19 protein-coding genes and 1 tRNA gene are annotated in these 19,340 nt (G+C 33.9%); 7 read left to right on the top strand and 13 right to left on the bottom strand.

The window, feature by feature from the left end; translation table 11 throughout:
• From V6M85_RS11475 to thiI, 6 genes are all read left to right on the top strand, one after another.
• Complete coding sequence (locus V6M85_RS11475; RefSeq protein ID WP_338600188.1) at window positions 1-624, top strand: DUF434 domain-containing protein; 624 nt, start codon at window positions 1-3, stop codon at window positions 622-624.
• A gap of 44 nt (window positions 625-668) precedes the next feature.
• A tRNA-Arg gene (locus tag V6M85_RS11470) sits at window positions 669-760 on the top strand.
• 171 nt (window positions 761-931) lie between these two features.
• Window positions 932-1,981: a transporter gene (locus V6M85_RS11465; protein WP_338600185.1), complete on the top strand. Its 1,050-nt coding sequence runs from the start codon at window positions 932-934 to the stop codon at window positions 1,979-1,981.
• A gap of 105 nt (window positions 1,982-2,086) precedes the next feature.
• Complete coding sequence (locus tag V6M85_RS11460) at window positions 2,087-4,450, top strand: hypothetical protein (RefSeq protein WP_338600182.1); 2,364 nt, start codon at window positions 2,087-2,089, stop codon at window positions 4,448-4,450.
• A gap of 46 nt (window positions 4,451-4,496) precedes the next feature.
• Complete coding sequence (locus V6M85_RS11455) at window positions 4,497-4,715, top strand: hypothetical protein (protein WP_338600179.1); 219 nt, start codon at window positions 4,497-4,499, stop codon at window positions 4,713-4,715.
• Entirely contained in the window at window positions 4,687-5,808 is a 1,122-nt protein-coding gene (thiI, locus tag V6M85_RS11450) for a tRNA uracil 4-sulfurtransferase ThiI (protein WP_338600176.1), read from the top strand. The genes V6M85_RS11455 and thiI overlap by 29 nt, the downstream gene beginning before the upstream one ends.
• Before the next feature lie 75 nt (window positions 5,809-5,883).
• Here thiI and V6M85_RS11445 read toward each other — a convergent pair whose 3' ends face one another.
• The 12 genes from V6M85_RS11445 to V6M85_RS11390 all read right to left on the bottom strand — a co-directional run bounded on the left by V6M85_RS11445 (window position 5,884) and on the right by V6M85_RS11390 (window position 17,417).
• Window positions 5,884-6,918 (bottom strand): inositol-3-phosphate synthase, encoded by a 1,035-nt coding sequence (locus V6M85_RS11445; RefSeq protein WP_338600173.1) that lies wholly within the window; start codon window positions 6,916-6,918, stop codon window positions 5,884-5,886.
• A complete protein-coding gene (nuoN, locus tag V6M85_RS11440) occupies window positions 6,911-8,305 on the bottom strand; it encodes an NADH-quinone oxidoreductase subunit NuoN (RefSeq protein WP_338600170.1) in 1,395 nt (464 codons plus the stop codon). The genes V6M85_RS11445 and nuoN overlap by 8 nt, the downstream gene beginning before the upstream one ends.
• Window positions 8,305-11,691 carry a proton-conducting transporter membrane subunit gene (locus tag V6M85_RS11435; protein ID WP_338600167.1) on the bottom strand — a complete coding sequence of 1,129 codons (3,387 nt, stop codon included), beginning with the start codon at window positions 11,689-11,691 and terminating at the stop codon, window positions 8,305-8,307. Before V6M85_RS11435 ends, nuoN begins: the two co-directional genes overlap by 1 nt.
• A 1-nt stretch (window position 11,692) precedes the next feature.
• A complete protein-coding gene (locus V6M85_RS11430) occupies window positions 11,693-11,980 on the bottom strand; it encodes an NADH-quinone oxidoreductase subunit NuoK (protein WP_338600164.1) in 288 nt (95 codons plus the stop codon).
• Window positions 11,981-11,982: 2 nt separating this feature from the next.
• Window positions 11,983-12,486 (bottom strand): NADH-quinone oxidoreductase subunit J, encoded by a 504-nt coding sequence (locus tag V6M85_RS11425; RefSeq protein ID WP_338600161.1) that lies wholly within the window; start codon window positions 12,484-12,486, stop codon window positions 11,983-11,985.
• A complete protein-coding gene (gene nuoI / locus V6M85_RS11420; RefSeq protein WP_338600158.1) occupies window positions 12,467-12,970 on the bottom strand; it encodes an NADH-quinone oxidoreductase subunit NuoI in 504 nt (167 codons plus the stop codon). The genes V6M85_RS11425 and nuoI overlap by 20 nt, the downstream gene beginning before the upstream one ends.
• Complete coding sequence (gene nuoH, locus V6M85_RS11415; RefSeq protein ID WP_338600155.1) at window positions 12,958-14,016, bottom strand: NADH-quinone oxidoreductase subunit NuoH; 1,059 nt, start codon at window positions 14,014-14,016, stop codon at window positions 12,958-12,960. The genes nuoI and nuoH overlap by 13 nt, the downstream gene beginning before the upstream one ends.
• Window positions 14,016-15,248 (bottom strand): NADH-quinone oxidoreductase subunit D, encoded by a 1,233-nt coding sequence (locus V6M85_RS11410; RefSeq protein WP_338600152.1) that lies wholly within the window; start codon window positions 15,246-15,248, stop codon window positions 14,016-14,018. Before V6M85_RS11410 ends, nuoH begins: the two co-directional genes overlap by 1 nt.
• The gene (locus V6M85_RS11405) at window positions 15,226-15,720 is read right to left on the bottom strand and encodes an NADH-quinone oxidoreductase subunit C (RefSeq protein WP_338600148.1); all 495 of its coding nucleotides are present in this window, start codon (window positions 15,718-15,720) and stop codon (window positions 15,226-15,228) included. Before V6M85_RS11405 ends, V6M85_RS11410 begins: the two co-directional genes overlap by 23 nt.
• Window positions 15,717-16,106, bottom strand: coding sequence for an NADH-quinone oxidoreductase subunit A (gene ndhC / locus V6M85_RS11400; RefSeq protein WP_338600146.1), 390 nt, complete (start codon window positions 16,104-16,106; stop codon window positions 15,717-15,719). Before ndhC ends, V6M85_RS11405 begins: the two co-directional genes overlap by 4 nt.
• A gap of 79 nt (window positions 16,107-16,185) precedes the next feature.
• Complete coding sequence (gene thyX, locus V6M85_RS11395; protein WP_338600144.1) at window positions 16,186-16,968, bottom strand: FAD-dependent thymidylate synthase; 783 nt, start codon at window positions 16,966-16,968, stop codon at window positions 16,186-16,188.
• A gap of 116 nt (window positions 16,969-17,084) precedes the next feature.
• Window positions 17,085-17,417, bottom strand: a complete 333-nt coding sequence (locus V6M85_RS11390) for a DUF2175 domain-containing protein (protein ID WP_338600142.1) — start codon at window positions 17,415-17,417, stop codon at window positions 17,085-17,087.
• A 40-nt stretch (window positions 17,418-17,457) separates the two neighbouring features.
• On the opposite strand from V6M85_RS11390, the gene V6M85_RS11385 reads away from it, so the two are divergent.
• Window positions 17,458-18,642: a hypothetical protein gene (locus V6M85_RS11385; RefSeq protein ID WP_338600140.1), complete on the top strand. Its 1,185-nt coding sequence runs from the start codon at window positions 17,458-17,460 to the stop codon at window positions 18,640-18,642.
• Here V6M85_RS11385 and V6M85_RS11380 read toward each other — a convergent pair.
• The gene (locus V6M85_RS11380; protein WP_338600138.1) at window positions 18,629-19,333 is read right to left on the bottom strand and encodes a Rossmann-like domain-containing protein; all 705 of its coding nucleotides are present in this window, start codon (window positions 19,331-19,333) and stop codon (window positions 18,629-18,631) included. The two genes, V6M85_RS11385 and V6M85_RS11380, sit on opposite strands and share 14 nt — an antisense overlap.
• Window positions 19,334-19,340 lie beyond the last annotated feature (7 nt).

The raw sequence follows: 19,340 nt of genomic DNA, 5'->3' as shown, positions 1-19,340 counted from the left end.
ATGGATGAAATAGATTCTTTAAAAGAAGCCTACATAGATTACAAGTATTTTTTGAATAGAGGTTATCCCAGAAAAATTGCCTTAGATGCTATAACAGCAAGATATAACTTGTCCCAAGCGAAAAGACTCTTATTATATCGTTGTGTTCATTCTGATGAAGAAATCAGAATTATTAAACATAAGATAGTTAATGAGAAAGAAATAGTAGTAGATGGATATAATTTAGCTTTAACATTGATTTCTGCGATAAATGGTGAAGATATATTTTTATGTGATGATGGTTTCTTTAGAGATTTGGGTCTAGGAAAATATAAAGATAGTGATATGATAACTGACGTATTACTTTTGATTACGGAATATTGTGAAAAATTAAGAATAAATTGCGAGATCATCTTGGATAGTCAACTAAGCAAAAGTGGTAATATAATATCTATACTAAAGAAAAAGAATATCAACGCAAGAACTGTTACAAAAGCCGATAAGGAAATCATCATATCTAGTAAAGCTGTATATAGTAATGATTTTTTAATTTTATATAAATCGCAAAAAATTTCTAATGTATTAAATAACATGTTTCTAGAAAATTATTTTAAAATCTTTAAGGGACCTTGGGTCATTAACTAAGAGGAAAAACTTTAATGGTTAAATGATAATTTAATATCTTGATTGGACCCGTAGCTCAGCCAGGATGGAGCGCCGGCCTCCTAACTTATTTAAGGAAGAGAGCCGGTGGTCGCGGGTTCGAATCCCGCCGGGTCCGTACATTATTATCAATGGAGATTGATTTTAGCTTTAGATAGAATTTAAGCATCTCATAATGATAATATCGTGTTAATATAAAATAATTATTAACATAGTAGTGTTTAAGCAATTTATACATAACTTGCACATAACTTTAAATTTAAATTGAAAAGTATATATCTAGATTGAAATGTTAGGTACAAAAATATCGCTGAAGAACGTTACAATATTACCAATTCTAAGTTTCACCCTATCCTCCTACTATCTTGTCAACTTTGTATTTTACTTACAATACTTCAAATACTCCACTTTACTAGAGTTCTTGCTAATTGGTGCGCCATTTATAGGTAGAGCTCTAACTCCTTTAACTTATCCACTTCTGGTAACCAGAATGAGTATCAATAGAGTGGTCTACTATTCATTGGGAAGCATGGGAGTTATTGATATTATAGAATATTTTACTAATAGCTCTATTCTGTTATTGCTCTTAAGAATACTAACTGGGGTTTTGTTCGGCTTATCTACGTCAGCAGCTGTAGAAATTGCAACCCAAAGCAAAAGTAAAATAATAATTGGGATGACTATGGGAGGTTGGGCATTAGGATGGCTATTAGCAGCTTTTATTACATTCGCTATAGGAAAGTACACTCTAATAGCGAGTTCATTTTCAATCATATTTCTCTTATTCAGCAAAAACTCTAATGCTAATTTAAGATTACCAATAAATGCTAGAGAAAATAGGATTGCATTTTCTTGGGAGGCATTATTAATATTCCTATTAGGATTTGAACCTGCATATATATTGCAAATAGTCCCATCATTATTAGGAGAAGAATTAGCTATAAAAGAGACGATAATTGCGTATTCGATCTCATTCATAGCTTATTTAGCGTTGCCAGCTATTAAGAATATTAGAGTCATTTCATTAGTAAGCTCAATAATAATAAGCATAACTGGCTTCTTGGCATTTATCACACTAAAGACATGGATATTTATTCCCTTCACAGTATTTGGACTAGGGTTTAACTCTCTTCTGCCTATTATTGTAAGACTTATGGGTATTGAAGTTAGAAAGATAGGACCTAGTATGAATTTAGCGTCACTAAGTGGATTCCTAATACCCTCCTTAGTTAGTATAGGGAATATTCAAGCAAATTCTGCACTATTGACACTACTGACATCAGTAACCTTAGGGTTGATAATATTATCTAAATCAATCAAAAATGCAAATGAATATTAGAAAAACTTGGTGAAATTACTCTTTCGGTTTTTTGATTCATGTAACTAGATTCTAGATTTGGGTAAAAACTTTTTATAAATGCTTCAATTAACTTCACGATCTAAAATGGCGGATATGAAAACGATAGGGTTCGCTATTGTAGCTATAATTTTAGTTATAATAGCAGCAATAGGTTTTTATGAGTATTCCGTAGTAAACTCTAAATACATTAGTGTAAATAGTAATTATCAATCTTTAAATGAGCAGTATACTGCACTACAAGGTAATTATACCAAATTGAATCAAACATACTCACAGTTAGCTTCCGAATATAAGGTTCTAGAAGGTATGTACAATGCACTTCTAGCAGAAGCAAAGGGTAACTATACACTGTACCAACAAGCAGAATCTAACTACACTTATTATAAAACATTATATGAACAGATGCTACAACAAATAAGCAAACTGAACGTTTCTGGATATAAACCAGGTGCAGCATTATCAGTGGTAATGCAATTCTATGACGGTATTGCAATAGAATCTCCTGCTGACGTGGTTCCATTCTTAGCTTCCAATTTTACCGCTAATATTATCGGTGAACCATTTGCAGGAACTTATAACTTAACTACATTTAATAATACATGGCTTGCTAACTTCTTTGGGACATACGAAACTGTGTACTTCTATACTACCGCTTTGCCTACAGTAACCCAAATTAATGGAAATACCTTTAACATCACTGATGTAGTACAATATTTCGTAGCACCTACTGCAGACCCAGTTTATCTACAAGTCTTCAATGCAAGCAACACGATAATTGTACAGTACATACATGGTGTGCCAGAAATCACTGAACTACTATGGAAAGGTAATGAGGTATCACCTTCTACCGTAATTGCTGGTTATCCATCACAACACTCAATGCAGGCTAACCAAGTTCTTGAAGAATTTCTATCACAAATAAATGCGCTAGGTGCAGAATTCCCAGCCTCCGTAATAGCTCAGAACTTTGCCCCTAATGGACAATTAATATTAATGGGTCAACTACCTACTGTATTTAAAGTAGGCACCTATAATGGAACGTCTCAAATAGAAAGCGTATTTAATAGTTGGGACTCGTACTTCGTTTTCGCATTAACCTATGCACAAAACCTATTACCTAATGGTACTGCAATACCACCAACAGTGAAAGTTTATCTATCTCCGTCAAATGCCACAGCGGAAGTAATAGCTAATGATACAGTATTCTTTGGATTTGTAAACCAAGGTCAACCCAATTTCCCAATGATATACGATATTCACGTAGACATTACTGCGTATCTAACATATAACACAACAACTGCCAGCTGGCAAATAACTAAAGAAGTATGGAATTCCACTGAGGTTAATGCTCTATCGGATACTATATATTATAACTTAAATGAACCAATAATGAAGGTTAATGGAGAAGCCACAGTGACTGTAAATGCTAGCAGTAACCAAGGATATACTTTACAAGTAGGTAATATAATGGTTATAGTGAAACCACACACTTATGCAGAATTAGCTAATGGAACAATGTTATCTGTTTATAACTTCTCACTAGTAACATTTAGTTTAGAGGCAATTTATTCACCACCAGCTACACCTAATCTTACGCCATTGTACGCATTTGCCTTCGCAGTAAATAACCAAATAACACCAACTATATCACTTGTTACAACAGTCAATGGCAAAGTTGAAGCTCAAGCTCCAATAACAATAGTATGGGCTCCAAATACATGGACTTCATGGACTTGGTTTGGCGGAACTTACAATGGCACAGCATATATCGGTGGAGGCTATAAATTCTTAGATCATTGGTTATATGGAAATGGAATAATGGTAAATGTGCAATTCTTTAAGCCAGTCATATGGATTTTCGAGTCTGCACAGACTCCAATTGCATCTACGCCTAAGCCAGTTCAAGTGAGTGTTGGTCCTGCATATGGGCTAACCCCAGTGAATGTATATAGTTACGAGATAAATGGAACTCAAGGAGGAGTAGCAGTAGCAGGAAACATGATAGTAGTGATACAACCTAATACAAAAATAGTTACACCTTCTGGAAACTTAACCGTTTTCAACTTCTCAGTGGTATTCTATAACCCAGCTAATGCTGGTGCTGCGCCTAATGGTCAAGTCCCAATACTAGCCTTTGCATATGCAATAAATGGAAACGTAACCTTTAGTTACTCAACTATAAACTCCGTTACTGGCCTAGCTAATCCATTCATAACCTTAATCTTAACACCAAGTCAGAACGTAACAATGTGGACATGGGGACCTAAAGGGTATATGTTTGAAGATCCTATAATAATCGGAAACGGTGTAGTTGTAAACTTAACATTCTTCAAACCTGTACCATGGATATTAACTGCCCCCGAAATTTCATCTTCTTCAACTAGTACATCTATGAGTGGATCCACCTCTACAACGACGTCCTCTACACCTACTCCCTATTGGGCATGAAAGTTAAAAGGTAAATTTTTCTTTTTTAGCTTCTATCTTTTACATTGTGATAAGAATAATTTCCATTAATAGCAATTCTATAGAAGGATTCGTAGATGCTAGATGTGCAACTGGAAGTTATCACGTAAAAATAAGGATTGACGGATTTAAAATTATAGAATCTGAATGCGAATGTGGAGAGAAGTTTTGCAGGCACGCAGTTCAATTATATCTGCACTATATGAGGGTGAGAAGTAATGCTAATCATGATAAGACCCTCAGGTGAAATCGCTCTAAAGTCTCCAAGATCTAGGAGAAATTTTGAGTATACATTAATTACTAATATAAGAAATATAATAGGAGAGGGAAAACTGTGGAGATCTCAAGGATTAATTTTCTTGGAAATCAATAACGATAATATTAATGATCTCGCGCAGAAACTTAGCAAGATCTTTGGCATAGCCTCATTTTCACCAGTAATAGTAACAGAATTTAGTAATTTACAAGATATTATAGATAGAGCTAAACAAATTTTCAGTGATATAGTAAGGGGGAAAATTTTCGCTGTAAGAGCTAAAAGGGTAGGTTATCACAACTTTACTAGTTTAGAGGTACAGAGAAAAGTAGGTGAGGCATTATTTCCTTTTTCAAAAGGAGTAGATTTAGAGAATCCAGAAATAGAGATATTCATAGAAATAAGAAATAACTTAGCTTACTTCTATCATGAAAACTTTAAAGGACCTAAAGGATTACCAGTAGGAATTGCAGGGAAAACAGTAGTATTATTTTCAGGTGGTATTGATTCGCCGGTAGCAACGTGGATGATGATGAAAAGAGGTGCGATACCGATAATTTTGAACTTTAACTTAGGAGGCAATGTGCATAAGGAGTTAGTGGTTAATGAACTTAACGTCATTAAAAAGTGGAGTGGTGGACATAAAATCAAAGTGTTCATTGTAAAAGGCACAGATGTATTAATCAAACTATCACAAATCGACAGAGGAAATAGAGTAGTCATGCTTAAACGAATAATGTATAGAGTAGCTGAAAGATTATCAGAAAGAGTTTCAGCTAAGTCAATAACTACTGGTGAATCATTATCACAAGTTTCCTCACAAACTATGGTTAACTTGTACGTAACTGAGTATGGAATAAAGTTCCCGATATTTAGACCTTTAATAGGATTTGATAAGGAGGAGATCGTAGAAGTAGCTAGGAAAATAGGTACTTACGAATATTCAATAAAACTTCCTGAATATTGTGCAATCTCAACAAAAGCTAGAACTTCTGTGGAGCTAAATGAAATATTACAACAAGAAGAAAAAGTTAACTTAGACTATGACAAGATTCTTGAAAATTCAGAATTCATAGAAATATAATCAGCCCTCACACGCGTACATCACAAATCAGTCCGGGGTTCAAACATCATTTTTAGATATATGTTCCTAAAAGATTTATAAAAGATTACTTAAAAGCAACTCGAAACCTTTCTTTGCTTCCATGATGCTTTTAGCTCTTTCTGGAGGATCTTTAAAATAGTAATAGCATACTTCTTTTATAGCTCCTCCTATTCCCTTTTCCATTAAAAGTTTTGAAAGTCTTACTAAATCTATTAGAGGACTTACAGCATTAATCGAGTCGTACGTCTTTAATGAAATATCAATCCTTATAGGAACCCCTATGCCATACATACCTTCAATTACCATGTAACTAACTCTTCTATCTTTTAAGAACTCCACATAATCAGAGGTTCCCGCTACTATTTCGGCTCCATTCGTATATGAAGAGATGAAAGTCGACTTAATCCCTTTTTTTAGGTCTTTCCGCCAATCCTCAAGCGTTACTAAAGCCTCAGTCGAACCTGCAATATCTATTTGATAAGATCTCAGAACTTTAACTCCCCTACTTTTTAAAAATTCTATAATCCCTGCATGCGTAATAGTACCCCCTATCTGACTTAACAAATCATCACCAAAGACTGGAAGATTTCTATCTCTGAACTTATCTCCAAATTCTTTAGCCACTGGAGAAGGTGTAGAGTTTATAAACGATACACCAGCTTCTAACGACGCCATTGCGTAGAAAGCACTCGCTTTAATAGCTCCAGTTGGTAATAAGTTTATAACAACATCTACATGCTCTCTCTTTAAAATACTAACAACATCAACTGGTTTTTCTTCAGATTCCTCGATTATACTTGATAAAATACCTACTTTTCCATCAAGAGTAGGACCTCTCATTACGATAATATCATTACTTTTTATATCAATATACTTATCGACCACATTAGGCTTAGTAAATATTGCTTCTCTTAACCTTTTGCCAACTTTCCTTTTATCTATGTCAAACGCTGCTACGATTTCTATATTATTAGGTTTTATTGGCAAGTTAAGTATTCCGTATATTTCCTTACCAGTTTTGGCAAATTCAATGGCTTGAACAAACGCAGCAGCTACATTACCTATTCCTATCAATGCAACTCTAACCAACCTGGCTCACCAAAATCTGGAATATAAGTGGGATAACTATACCTAATAATATACTTAAAATTGCCGAGACTATAGCTATATCCCTCTCAGAACTTTTAGAAAGCGCAAACTCTCCTTCTCTGAATACTTCTCTTACTATTGGTACATAATATCCAGCAGATATCGCACTATTAAGAACCGCTATTATGGTTAGCCAAGGATAGGTAAATGAGCTCTCAAAGAGGAATAATTTACCCCAAAATCCAAATATCGGTGGAATTCCAAGTAGACTTAGTATTAAAATAACTATTGCAAACGCTAGAAGTTTATCTTGGGATGATATACCTCTTAAAGCTGAAATATCGGAGGTTCCCGTTATTTTTTCTACATGACTTACAATACCGAAAAGACCTACTTGTGCTATTCCATATGCAAGAGATTGTACAAGTATACCTACTATTGCTATAGCCGGTGATATTGTAAACATAGCAAAACCTATCAAAATATATCCAATCTGTGTTATTGAGCTAAAGGAGAGTATTGCTGCAATGTCCCTCCTAGAGAAAGCAGTTATATTTCCGACAATCATACTTGCAATTGAAACTATTATGAATATTGTTAGTTCTACAACGTTTGGATCTGATAAATATACAACTCTAAATAGAGGAATAATCCCTACTAATTTCCCAACACTTGAAATGAAAGCCACTGATATTCTATCAGCATATGTGTAAACGTCTGGTAACCACGCTTGAAATGGGAATGCGCCCATCTTAAATAAAAAGGCTATAGAAATAAAGGAAATAGCAAAGAAGAAGAGATTAGGATATATTACAGATGTAGTAAATACTAATGAATCTGTAGAAATTAAATACGATGCGAAACCTATTATCATGATTGAACTCGATACAAGCCCCATAATAAGATACTTGACACCCGCATCTACTGACATATAATCTTTTCTAAGCATTGTTATTGCATAGCTAGCAGCAGATGAAATAGCCCATGTTGTAAGAATTATTACTATGCTATCAGCAAACGACATGTATAGCAAACCTAGGAGAGTTAGGAGCATTAATGATAACATTGATGAACGATTTCTCCAACTCTCTAAATGATCTTTACTTAATAGGATAGCAAGGATACCGATACTAAATGCTGTAATTGAAAAGAAATAACCCGGCACGTCTATAAGTAAAGAGTTGGAAAACAACGTATATTTTACGAAACCTGCTGCCCAGAAGTATATTAAAATTATTAGACTAATACCAACTGAAATAGATGAAAGCAATACTGAATTTTTAAATCTATTAGTACTAATACCATTATCCATAAATAAAATTAAGATTGATGAAAATAAAATTAAGATTGATGGTATTAAGATTGGTAAATAATAATCTATACTCATTACCTTATCACCCCAAATACAATTAAAACTATGATTAAGAACAAAAATACGCCCCAAGCGTATAACATTATGTAGTCTCCAAGAATGTGATCTTCAACCACATTATAAATTCGTGAACCTAGATTTATTATAGATTTAGGCAATTTCTCATTTAATCCAAGATCAATAACTCCTCTCTCAAATCCTGCAAATAAGCTATTAGAGAAACCTTTGAATAAATATCCAAATTTATCGAAACTAGGATTGACATACCATCCATAATAGGCGAAGTCTATTAATGGTTTTATTGATCTTAAATTCAAGTACCTAGTATAGATAGCAAACGCTATAATCCATCCTAATATTGACAAACCTAAACTAAGATAATCTATTTCTGAATATGCTATTATATTGAAAAATGAGGCCAAGTTAAAGTAAAGTGCGCCAATTATAATCGAGGCTAAAACTAATATCCCCGGAGTTATTATCATCAAGGCACTTAGATGTCCTTTTTCATGGGTTTCATTTGATTCACCTTTCCATAAGAACGTTCTTGATATATACCTCAGTATGTATATTGATCCAAGAAACTCTAGAATTACATATGTATAGAAAATAGAGGAGGAAAAGTTGCTCACTAAATTACCTATAGAATTATGAGCCCAGAATCCGATAAGTGGTGGTAAGTTAGCTAAGTTTAATGCGGCAATTAATTGTAACACAAATACATAAGGAATTTCCTTATACAACAATGGCTTTGAAGCTATGTACCTACTTTCGGTATAATGTATTACTGATCCTGCATTCATGAATAATGATGCTTTATAGAGTCCATGAGCAAACATCTGAATAAGCCCTATTATGATTCCTAAGGTGACATTACCTAATAAAGCACCTAAAGAGGATGAGAACATCATAAGAGATATTTGATCAGCAGTCGAATAGGCCAAAATTACTTTTTGCTCATTCGAAGCTAATGCATTTATACTAGTGTATATTGCAGTAAATAACGTTAAACCTACCATTATTTCAAAGAATAAATATGTATTGGAATTGATCTGTATAAATGGATATGTTAGAAATGTAAGAATAGCACCCAAATTGACCATAGTTGCTGCATGTATTAATGCACTAACTGGAGTAGGGCCAGTCATAGCAGTCAAAAGCCATTGTGTAAACGGAAATTGAGCGCTTTTAGCTAAACCGCCTAGAAAGAGTATTAGTAATAGAAGCCAACCATATGGATAAGATGAGATCTCATGTAAGGATGAAAAGACCGTCGAAGAGATATTAGCGATAGGATATAGTATGTAATTATAGCCCGCTAATGAAATTAAATACCCTAAAACTGCTAATAAACCTACATCGCCAATCCTGGTAAATATTAAGGCTCTTATTCCGCTAGTTGTTGGCTTAGATACGTTTTCTATCCCAAATATCTTTCTTCCAAAGTCTCCTACTACATTTCTTTCATTATCATCTAACCAATAACTAATTAATCCATATGATGCTAAACTGGTGCCTTCCCATCCAGCTATAAACAATAAAGCATTATTAGCCAAAACGACAGAAAGCATTGATGAAACAAATAGTCCAAAGAATCCCCAATATCTCCTTAAAACGTTATCTTCTCTCATATATCCTATACTGTATAAAGCTATAAAGAAGGATAAAGAGGAGACAAAGAGAGCTAAAATTGACTGAAGCAGATTTGCGCTAAATTGTAAATAACCAAATGAGTATGAAAACTGAGGATGGCCAAATAATGGTTGACCTAGGTTATTTATCAAAAGTAAACTTGATAAAACCACAGAGACCCCTATTGTTAAGACTACAATTGCACCTCTTATATCTTGATTAAGAGATTTAGGAGTAATTAGCGCTATTAAAGAACCTAAAACTGGTAGAAATGCTATTATAGGCAAGATTACGGCATTAGAGAATAGTATCGTAAATGATAAAGAGGGAGTAACATATTGAGGAATAAAGAAGAACACTATGCTAAATATACCTACCAATGCCATAGGTATAGAGTACTCCAACACGTTATCTATGCTTTTAATCTCCTTTTTACCCGCATAAACAAGTTTAAACAAGTAACCTGCATAAGCAGATGAAATACCTATTGCTATCATGATAAACGCTATTATTGCAACAAATCCCGTTAAGCCTATTTTACTTAGTAATGTGCCAACAGAAAATATTAACAATGCCTCACTAACTAGGCCTATAGTAGGTGGCAGTCCCAGAAGATTTAAAATTCCTATAAATGCTAATGTAGAATGAAGAGGAGAAGATAGATATAAACCACCTAGCTTTTCTATATTTCTTTCGTTCAATTCCGTTATTGAAGCACCAGCGCTCATGAACAAGAGGGCTTTTCCAAAACCATGTGAGACGTATATTAAAATACTTGCTAATATTCCTAGTGGTAATGATAAAATGGAAGACGATAATCCAGTTAAAAATGCTATAGATGCTCCTAATAACATATATCCCATTTGTGAAACACTTGAATAAGCCAGGAATCTCTTAAAGTCCCTTTGTGCTAGGGCGTTGATACCACCATAAATCATTGTGATAATAGCCCAAGCTATAAAAATAGGAGCTAAAAATGCCATTGATGGAAACAGATAATAATAAATGATTACTACAAATATTCCTAATCCTACCATATTTGGACTCAATAAGATGGAAATTGGAGTTGGCGCTTCACCATGAGCATAGGGTAACCAAATATTGAAACCTGCTTGAGCACCTTTGATAAACATTCCAATAACGGCAACTAAGAATACTAGAATACTATAAGGTATTATAGAATAGTTTGCGAAAGTATTTGCATCAATATAAATGTTCATAGTTCCCGTAGTGAGTCCTATAACTATAATAGAGGCTAGAAGCAATATAGTGCCTATATGTGTCCATATGAAATACATAAGACTTATTCTACGCCTATCGCCATATCCATAGAGAGCTATTAGTAAGAATGAAGAAATTAAAGAAATCTCCAGAAATATGTACAATTCCAATAAGTTAGTTGATAATACTGTGTAGAGCATCGATAATGCGAATAGCGTATACAGAGCATAGTAGAGGCCCCAATTGTACTTGTTTTCTTCCCTAAACTTATGCTCCATATATCTGAGAGAATAGATGGTGGTAAGTAATGTAACTACTAAAATGGTTATTATAAAGGGATAATTCAGATTATTGACTACAAATCCAAAATCACCAACATACCTTGCAATAAAGATATGTTCAAAGCTATTTATCATAAATAGAAATGGAATATTTATCGCGATTGCTATTAGACTTAATGTAAACGAAACTCTTTTAGATTTAATAAAAAATATTGAAACAGATATGATTAAAGAAATAACTACTAATATAAAGGAGATATAGGACAATTTATTCCACCTCCAATTTGCCCTTTTGTCTATAATACAAGATAACCGCCGCGAATGCAACTACAACTTCTGTAAGGGCCATCCCTATTGCGAAGAGTGAAAATATTATGGGTTTGTAAATCATACCCGCAACACTAGAGAATGAAAAAACGAATAATATTGACGCATTTAGTATTATTTCGGATGATAGTAACACTCTAATTATATTTGATGTAGAGGACAAGCCATAAATGCCTATTCCTATTAGAAGACCTGATATGATAATCCCCAATAAGCTAATCTCCATCATTTTCAATCCCTCCTAGCCAACGATATTGCCTCAATCAAAGTGGTTAATAAAGCTATAATGAGGATAATTAATGGAAACCAATAATTCTCCAATAAATCATTAGCCAGCATCTGAAAGTTAAGTGGTTGAAGAGGAACTGAAGATACTTGAAAGACTGATAGGAAAATAACTATTAAGAACAGTAGTGCAACAGCTCCTCCTACTAATACTCCTAAATTGCCTCTACTTACTTTTACTTCTAAATCCTTAAACATCACTAGCGAAATAGCTAGGAAAGTTACAGTTGCACCTACATAAAGAAGTATGTGAAATATTGAGTATATACCGTAGGTAGCTGGTGCCTCTAACGCTATGAGTGCAGCTATACTTACACCTAAAAAGGCTAAACTCACTGCACCATAGAAAACATTTCTAGCCCTAACTATGTATATTGAGAAAGCTATTGCCATAATTCCAAAAAACCCAAACAATATATATTGAATAATATCACTCGTCTGCAGGGACATATTTTATCCCCCTCTTCTCATCTACTACTGCTTTTACTTTTCTCACTGGTTTATTCTCCAAAGGAACCTCATCTACATCTTCATTAAACCTATTTGGGTCAAATATTAACTCCTTTCTAGAGGTAAAAACTAAATCGTGAACCCTAGTCTCTTTTAATGCATCCACTGGACAAACATCTACACAGAAACCACAGAAAACACATCTTCCATAATTTATTTGAGGAAACTTCTTTCCACTTTCGGTAACCATTTTCATGGCGTCTGCAGGGCATATAAGAGCACATAAAGTACAGCCTATACATACGTCTTTATAGAGCCTAATCATTCCTCTATATCCTGTCGGAAGAGTAAGACTATCCTCTGGATATTGTAAAGTAATTCTTTGAGGTCTTACAAAATACTTTATTCCCGTGACTATAGATTGAATATGTTCTGCGAATAAACTACCTATATTTTCTTTCTTATATTCCTTCACCTTATCCATAAGTAACCCACCACCACACCTAATATTAAGGATGCAAGAGCTAGGGGGAAGAAGTATTTCCAACTTCCCCTTAGTGCTTGATCTATTCTATACCTCCCGTAAACGCTTCTAAGAAAAACTGCAAAAAATACTACTATTGCGGCCTTAAAAACAGTAAATACGGCTCCGACAAACCCGGTAAACGGTAACCAACCACCTATGAATAGATCTACGAATAGAATTGCGTAAACTAAATTTGCAACGTATGAACCAGCCATTGTTAGAACAAATAGGAAACCACTATATTCAGTATAAGGGCCAATTACCAACTCAGTCTCTGCTTCAACTATTTCAAAAGGAAATCTCGAAGATCCTATTAGCATTGCTACTAAAAATACAAATGCTGCTATGGGGTTTGCTATAAATCCAGGTATTCCAGAAACTACTATTTTGGCAACGTCTAAAGTATGGTACTCAATTGCTAAAGCTAACGTAGATATTATTAACAATACATCATATGATACAGATAAATATGCTTCTCTTATAGCTCCAACTACTGCAAATCGGTTATTTGTATTCCATGCTAAAAAGACCACTAAAATTGGATATAGCGACTCCAATGCAATTATAGCTATTAAATTGTATTGAGTGAAGAATGGAACTAGAACTGATTGATGTATGACATTATCATAGAACAAATTGTGATAAACTGAAAGTATTGATCCTTGTTGAGGAATAGTAGAAAGTGGTATGAGACCTAGAGGCAAAAATGCGAATATTACTACAAGTATTGGAGATAATGCATAAAGTGTCTGATTTACACCATTTGGAATTATAATCTCTGAAAATACAAACTTTATTGCATCGGCAAATAGCTGAAGCAAGCCACCTATTCTTTTGGAAGCGTAATAGGGACCATATCTAAGTTGTACAATAGCTGCAGCTTTCCTTTCAAACCATATAGTCACTAAAAGAAAAATGAGGGTAAAAATTAAACCTGGGAAAATAACTGTAAGGAAAAACGATGGGTAAAAGAAATAATATTCTAAAGCTGATAGAACACTCATTACCTATCCGCCTCCGGAGGGAAATAATCTAAACTACCGTAAATCGAAACTAGGTCCGCATATCGCGAACCTTTACATAATTGTTTAAAAACGTATATTAATCTATATGAAGGAGTTATCATTCTCAATCTATAAGGTTTTGGAGAACCATCACTTACTACATAATATGCTAGCTCACCTCTACCTGCTTCTACTCTAGATATTGCCTCCCCTCTAGGAGGTCTAAACGAAGCATAATATCCAGGTAAAACAATACGTCTGTATGTTTCCCAATATTTCTTAAGTCTAGTGGGAGGTATTTGCTTAAAGAATCTATCACTCAAAATATTACCTTCTGGTATATTCTTTATTATCTGCTCTAATATTCTCATGCTTTGCTCAATCTCTTCTAATCTAACTAAACCTCTTGCAAGACCATCTCCTTCTTTATAGACCGGTATTTCAAAATCTAATTTATCATAAGCAGCATATGGTTCAATCTTTCTAACATCATAATATACTCCAGAAGCTCTTAAATTAGGTCCTACAGCACCCCACTTAATAGCATTCTCTCTACTCATAACTCCTACATTTTCAAGCCTTGCTCTAATCGATGGATTATAAAAGAAGATCTTCTTCCAATCCTCTAACCTTCTGCGTTGATAAGCTATGGCCTTCAAAGTCATATCCTTTATTTCTTGTGACATATCTCGCCTAACTCCTCCGGGTATAATATAAGAATTGGTAACTCTAGCTCCCGTTAAAGCCTCCAATATGGTAACCCAGACTTCTCTATCTCCAAAACCCCACATGAAACCAGTTGAATGCCCCAAGAATATAGCTAATATACCTAAGCCATAAAGGTGGCTAGCTATCCTATTTACCTCCGCTGCAAAACTCCTTAAGTATTGTGCCCTTTCTGGTACGTCTACACCTAATATTTTCTCTACAGCCATAATGTAGCCTAGGTTCATATGTATGGAATCTAGGATAGCTGGTCTTTCAACTAATGGTATAAGATGCATGTAATTCCTATTTTCCGAAAGCTTTTCCACTGCCCTATGGACGTAACCTACATCTAAATCTACGTCTTCTATGATATCCCCGTTCAGTTTCACAAATATCCTCATATGACCTGATCCTGGATGCTGTGGCCCTACATTAAGTTCGCCTTGAATTGGTATAAATTCTACTGACATTCCAGTAGCTGCTAATAAATCCTTTTGAATTTCACTCTGTGGCTGGCTTGTCAACAAATACCCCCTCCAATTTTATTTTAAATGATTTCCTTAACGGATAAACTCCTTCAAAATCCTCATCTAAAAATAATCTTCTCAAATCAGGGTGACCTTCAAATCTAATTCCCAACATCTCAAAGGTTTCTCTTTCACCAGTCCAAACACTTTCAAAAATCGGATATAGTGAAGGTATTGAAGGATCCTTATAAGTTGTTGAAGTTCTTAAGGCTAGTATAACTTTCGCTAAGTCCAAATTAGAATATGAAGATATATGATATACTACTTCTAATTTCTCCTGTTCAGGATAATCTATTCCAGTTACTGCCTTAACGTGATCAAATCCAAATTCTTTTAAATACTTAGCTACATCTAATATTGCCTTTTTGTCAGGGACTATAACAGTTAATCTTCTATCACTTTCTATCTTTACCTGACACTTAAACTTAGTTTGTAACTCATTAGCGAGATTTTTCATAGATTCGCTCATCTTCTCATCTCCCAGTAATTTAATACATTAATTTGCCTTATTGAATAATATAGAATTGGATATAATAATACTATGAAGACTACAACTATGAGTAGAAGATTTCTAAAAGCCGTCATAGAGGAATAGTAATCAGAATAAGCAACAGGAAGTAATAATATAATTATAGGTTCTAGTGTAGTATATACTAGCAGATAACCATAATATTGTAGGGGAAACCATAATCTGCCTAATCCCGTTGGTATATTACCAGCTTCAAACCTACTAACCTTAAGGGGATTTGGTTTTGAGGGCACTACAAGTGATAAGAATTTATATCCGCCATAACCTGCAGCTAAGAACACGACTATAGGAATCCCAAACGTTAAAATAGCTTGAGTAAGTGACATCGCAAGCATATATAAGGGGGAATAATTTAAATACTCTTCGTTAAAAGGTTACGCTAAAAAATCACATATTATGACTCGGTTATTTAATATCTGACAATATACTACGCGAATTCATAATGCATCTTTTTATACCTTCTCTCGTTACTCCTTCAATGCATCTTTGAGATATGAACTCTAACTTGTAATCTTTAAATATATCTTCTAATGTTATATATTCATTTTCATTTCTTATGAAATTCTCATGTATAATACAATTTGGACCAGCATATTTAAACAGTCTGGGATGAACTTTCCTTACTTCTTCTAACATTTCCCATGCTATTGCTCTAATTTCCCATTGAGCCCTGGAACATAAACGCAGAGCGAAGAAGTTATACAATTCCCTAGCGTTCATTGTCACTACAATGTTCGTATTTACACCGTTAGGCAATACATATCTAGCATCTTCCTCTGGTACTCCATTTTCTAATAATTTGAAATAGTTATTGTATGCCTCTTTATACGCTTTCTCAATAGCCTCTTTATTTCTTTTCTCGGCGGATGGGGGAATCACTGGTTTATAGTACTCATCAACAGGTTTAGCGAAACGGTGGCTCATCTGCGTGTAGGAGGCAATTCTGTGCCTTACAAGTTGATGAGACGCAACACGTGAAATACCCTCAATGGAAAACGTATAGACAGAGTGCTCCAAAACTGACCAATATCCGTGTATAATAGCGTCCCTAATCCATGTTTCTATCTCTTCATCAGTCATATTTTTTGTATGATAATCCCATCCCTTTCTTGATCTCGACATTTTGGCAGCTATTGCAATAACTCTTTCCCCATCGTGCGTATAGGAAACTAATTTGACAGAAATCATCTTATCTTAAATATTATTCTCGTAAAAATACCTATTTAAGCTTCAATACTAGATATTATTACCGGATTCGTCAGAAATACTCTAAGTGCATAAAATCGAAGAAAAATATAAAAACTTTATGAAGATATATCACTATATTTCTCAATTAATCTAGTTAGAATTCCAGCGTTCTTTTCTGCGTCTTTCTCAATTTGATCTAATGTCTTCTTTATTTCCTCATCTTGCAATGAGGACAATTTTTGCTTATAATACACTATAGACTTTAGTTCTTCCTCTAGTGAATCCAAAAGAGTTTGCATTTCTTTGTTATCTATCTTAGTATTTTTCATTGCTTTATCTCTTAAGCATGTATAGTGGGACACACCATTTTTTAAGTAAGTGAATAATTCGTCCCAATATATTGTATTATTACATAATACGCACTTCCATTTTGTAGCTGCGCGACTCATAGATAGTAGAAGTTTTATATGCAAATAAGCGTTACGGTTTATGATGATAATAACTACACGCATAATCGATGACGCTAAATTCTATGATAAGCCCATATTGATGTTTTTTACTGATGATAATTGCAAAGACTGTGATAGTCTATATTTAAAAATGCAAGAATTACCAATTTTTTCGAAGTATATAGGAATAAAAGTGAATGCTCTAGAGTACGTTCAATATACTATTAGACTAACAAGAGGAATTATACCAACTATAACCATACTTACTCCTAGTTTAGATTTATTGGCTGTAATAGAATCGAAAGATATAAAATTTATTGAGAATAAGCTAAGGGAAATAATAGACGGATATAAAAATAGAAAGATAAGAGGAATAAGATTAGAGGAATATATACCAACACCTATAGATCCAACACCTAGTATAATATATGAAACTGTTAATAGAGTAATAGAAGGTTACGAAGCTGACAGTAGAATGATAGAAATTTTCTTAACATACACTAATATATACAAAGAGTATCTAAAAGCAAGAAATAGAATAAAACTTGCAGATGACCTTGCCAGATATCTTTTAGAAGGAAGTAAGGAAGTCAAAATAGATGAACGATATTCCGGCAATATTGCAATGCTGGTAAATTACGGGTTAACTGATGTGAATAGGTTATTAGAGTTTATAGATGTTACTAACGGTGAGGTTTTCAGAAGTAAAAGAAAAGAAAATAAAGGTGTGCTATTAGATGAAGCGCTTGTAGGTAATGCATTACTAAGTGAGTACGAAAGAACATTTAATGAAAATTACCTAGAAATTTCGATGAAGATTAGTAATTATATAAAAAATAATTTAGAACATGAAAAAGGATTCAGAGATATAAAAGTTACTGATAATATAACTAAAGTGTCTTATTTAGAGCCAATTTCCAACGCAGAAGCTTCTATATTTTTTTCAAAATTATGGAATATAACAAACGATAATACTTATAGGGATCTGGCATTAAAGGGCTTAAGTAGCGCATTAGGAGCCACGATGGATAACCCTAAAGTTATCGCGAGAGCTTCAATAGCATATCTCAAACTTTTCGAAAATATAAAAGCAAATAAATATCATCCAAATATTATAGATGTAAGAATAACTGTGGTCAAAAATAATAACTGCCCCTCTTCGATGCTATTTTACGATGGCAATTGCTACTCTAAGTTAGAGGAGATACAACCTAAATTTTTCTAAAATAACGTGCCATATATTTACCTAATATCCTATTACTACCTCCTTCACAAACTACCCTAAATACTCTGTATTTCTCAGTTGGAAATAATTTACCTATAACTTCAAATCCATGACTCTTAAGCGTGCTTGGTGCATCTACTGACGAAATCCCAGACAAAATCAAATGATTGGCAGAGATCTGACTTAATATCTTATCTATAGTATTGTTAACTAGCGAAGATGCAAAGATTAATGCAGTTGAACATACTTCACGTGACAGTGATGAAAATGGTCTTATTTCGTTATTACCAACTTTCCTTATTTCGGTAACACTGAAGTCATAAGTAATTACACTATCAAAGTTATTAGCCACTACTTGTGGCGAATATCCAAAAACGCAAAGCTTACCACCAGAATATAGACTAATAGGATCGCCAGGACTAAAATTGTTCATTCCTCCTATCGCATTTAGAATTGCTAACGATAAAGATCTTTGCAGATTAGAGTCTAAGTTATTTATCACTACATCATAAGCATACTTACCTACTATTTCGCCAGCTCCCTCTATTTCACCGTCTGTTATGGTATGAGAAATTCCTATCGATTGGTCATCTAACATAACTGATGTATAGGTTGGACTAACGCAAACATTTATTATTTTTCTCTGTTTTAGATAAAATGACAGTTCCTCTACAATTTCTCCTAAAATCAAAGGTTTC

Origin of the sequence: Sulfolobus tengchongensis (assembly GCF_036967215.1) — an archaeon.
GTDB lineage: Archaea > Thermoproteota > Thermoprotei_A > Sulfolobales > Sulfolobaceae > Saccharolobus > Saccharolobus tengchongensis_A.
The sequence above is the reverse complement of the archived record's forward strand: the minus strand, read 5'-3'. Positions and strand labels throughout refer to the sequence as shown.

What these genes read in the sequence shown, in the direction of transcription:
- nuoH (WP_338600155.1), bottom strand. Translation starts at nt 14,016, where the DNA reads ATGAGTGTTCTATCAGCTTTAGAATATTATTTCTTTTACCCATCGTTT.
- V6M85_RS11460 (WP_338600182.1), top strand. Translation starts at nt 2,087, where the DNA reads ATGGCGGATATGAAAACGATAGGGTTCGCTATTGTAGCTATAATTTTA.
- V6M85_RS11390 (WP_338600142.1), bottom strand. Translation starts at nt 17,417, where the DNA reads ATGAGTCGCGCAGCTACAAAATGGAAGTGCGTATTATGTAATAATACA.
- nuoN (WP_338600170.1), bottom strand. Translation starts at nt 8,305, where the DNA reads ATGAGTATAGATTATTATTTACCAATCTTAATACCATCAATCTTAATT.
- V6M85_RS11385 (WP_338600140.1), top strand. Translation starts at nt 17,458, where the DNA reads ATGATGATAATAACTACACGCATAATCGATGACGCTAAATTCTATGAT.
- ndhC (WP_338600146.1), bottom strand. Translation starts at nt 16,106, where the DNA reads ATGTCACTTACTCAAGCTATTTTAACGTTTGGGATTCCTATAGTCGTG.
- V6M85_RS11465 (WP_338600185.1), top strand. Translation starts at nt 932, where the DNA reads ATGTTAGGTACAAAAATATCGCTGAAGAACGTTACAATATTACCAATT.
- thiI (WP_338600176.1), top strand. Translation starts at nt 4,687, where the DNA reads ATGCTAATCATGATAAGACCCTCAGGTGAAATCGCTCTAAAGTCTCCA.
- V6M85_RS11405 (WP_338600148.1), bottom strand. Translation starts at nt 15,720, where the DNA reads ATGAGCGAATCTATGAAAAATCTCGCTAATGAGTTACAAACTAAGTTT.
- V6M85_RS11475 (WP_338600188.1), top strand. Translation starts at nt 1, where the DNA reads ATGGATGAAATAGATTCTTTAAAAGAAGCCTACATAGATTACAAGTAT.
- V6M85_RS11425 (WP_338600161.1), bottom strand. Translation starts at nt 12,486, where the DNA reads ATGTCCCTGCAGACGAGTGATATTATTCAATATATATTGTTTGGGTTT.
- nuoI (WP_338600158.1), bottom strand. Translation starts at nt 12,970, where the DNA reads ATGGATAAGGTGAAGGAATATAAGAAAGAAAATATAGGTAGTTTATTC.
- V6M85_RS11430 (WP_338600164.1), bottom strand. Translation starts at nt 11,980, where the DNA reads ATGATGGAGATTAGCTTATTGGGGATTATCATATCAGGTCTTCTAATA.
- thyX (WP_338600144.1), bottom strand. Translation starts at nt 16,968, where the DNA reads ATGATTTCTGTCAAATTAGTTTCCTATACGCACGATGGGGAAAGAGTT.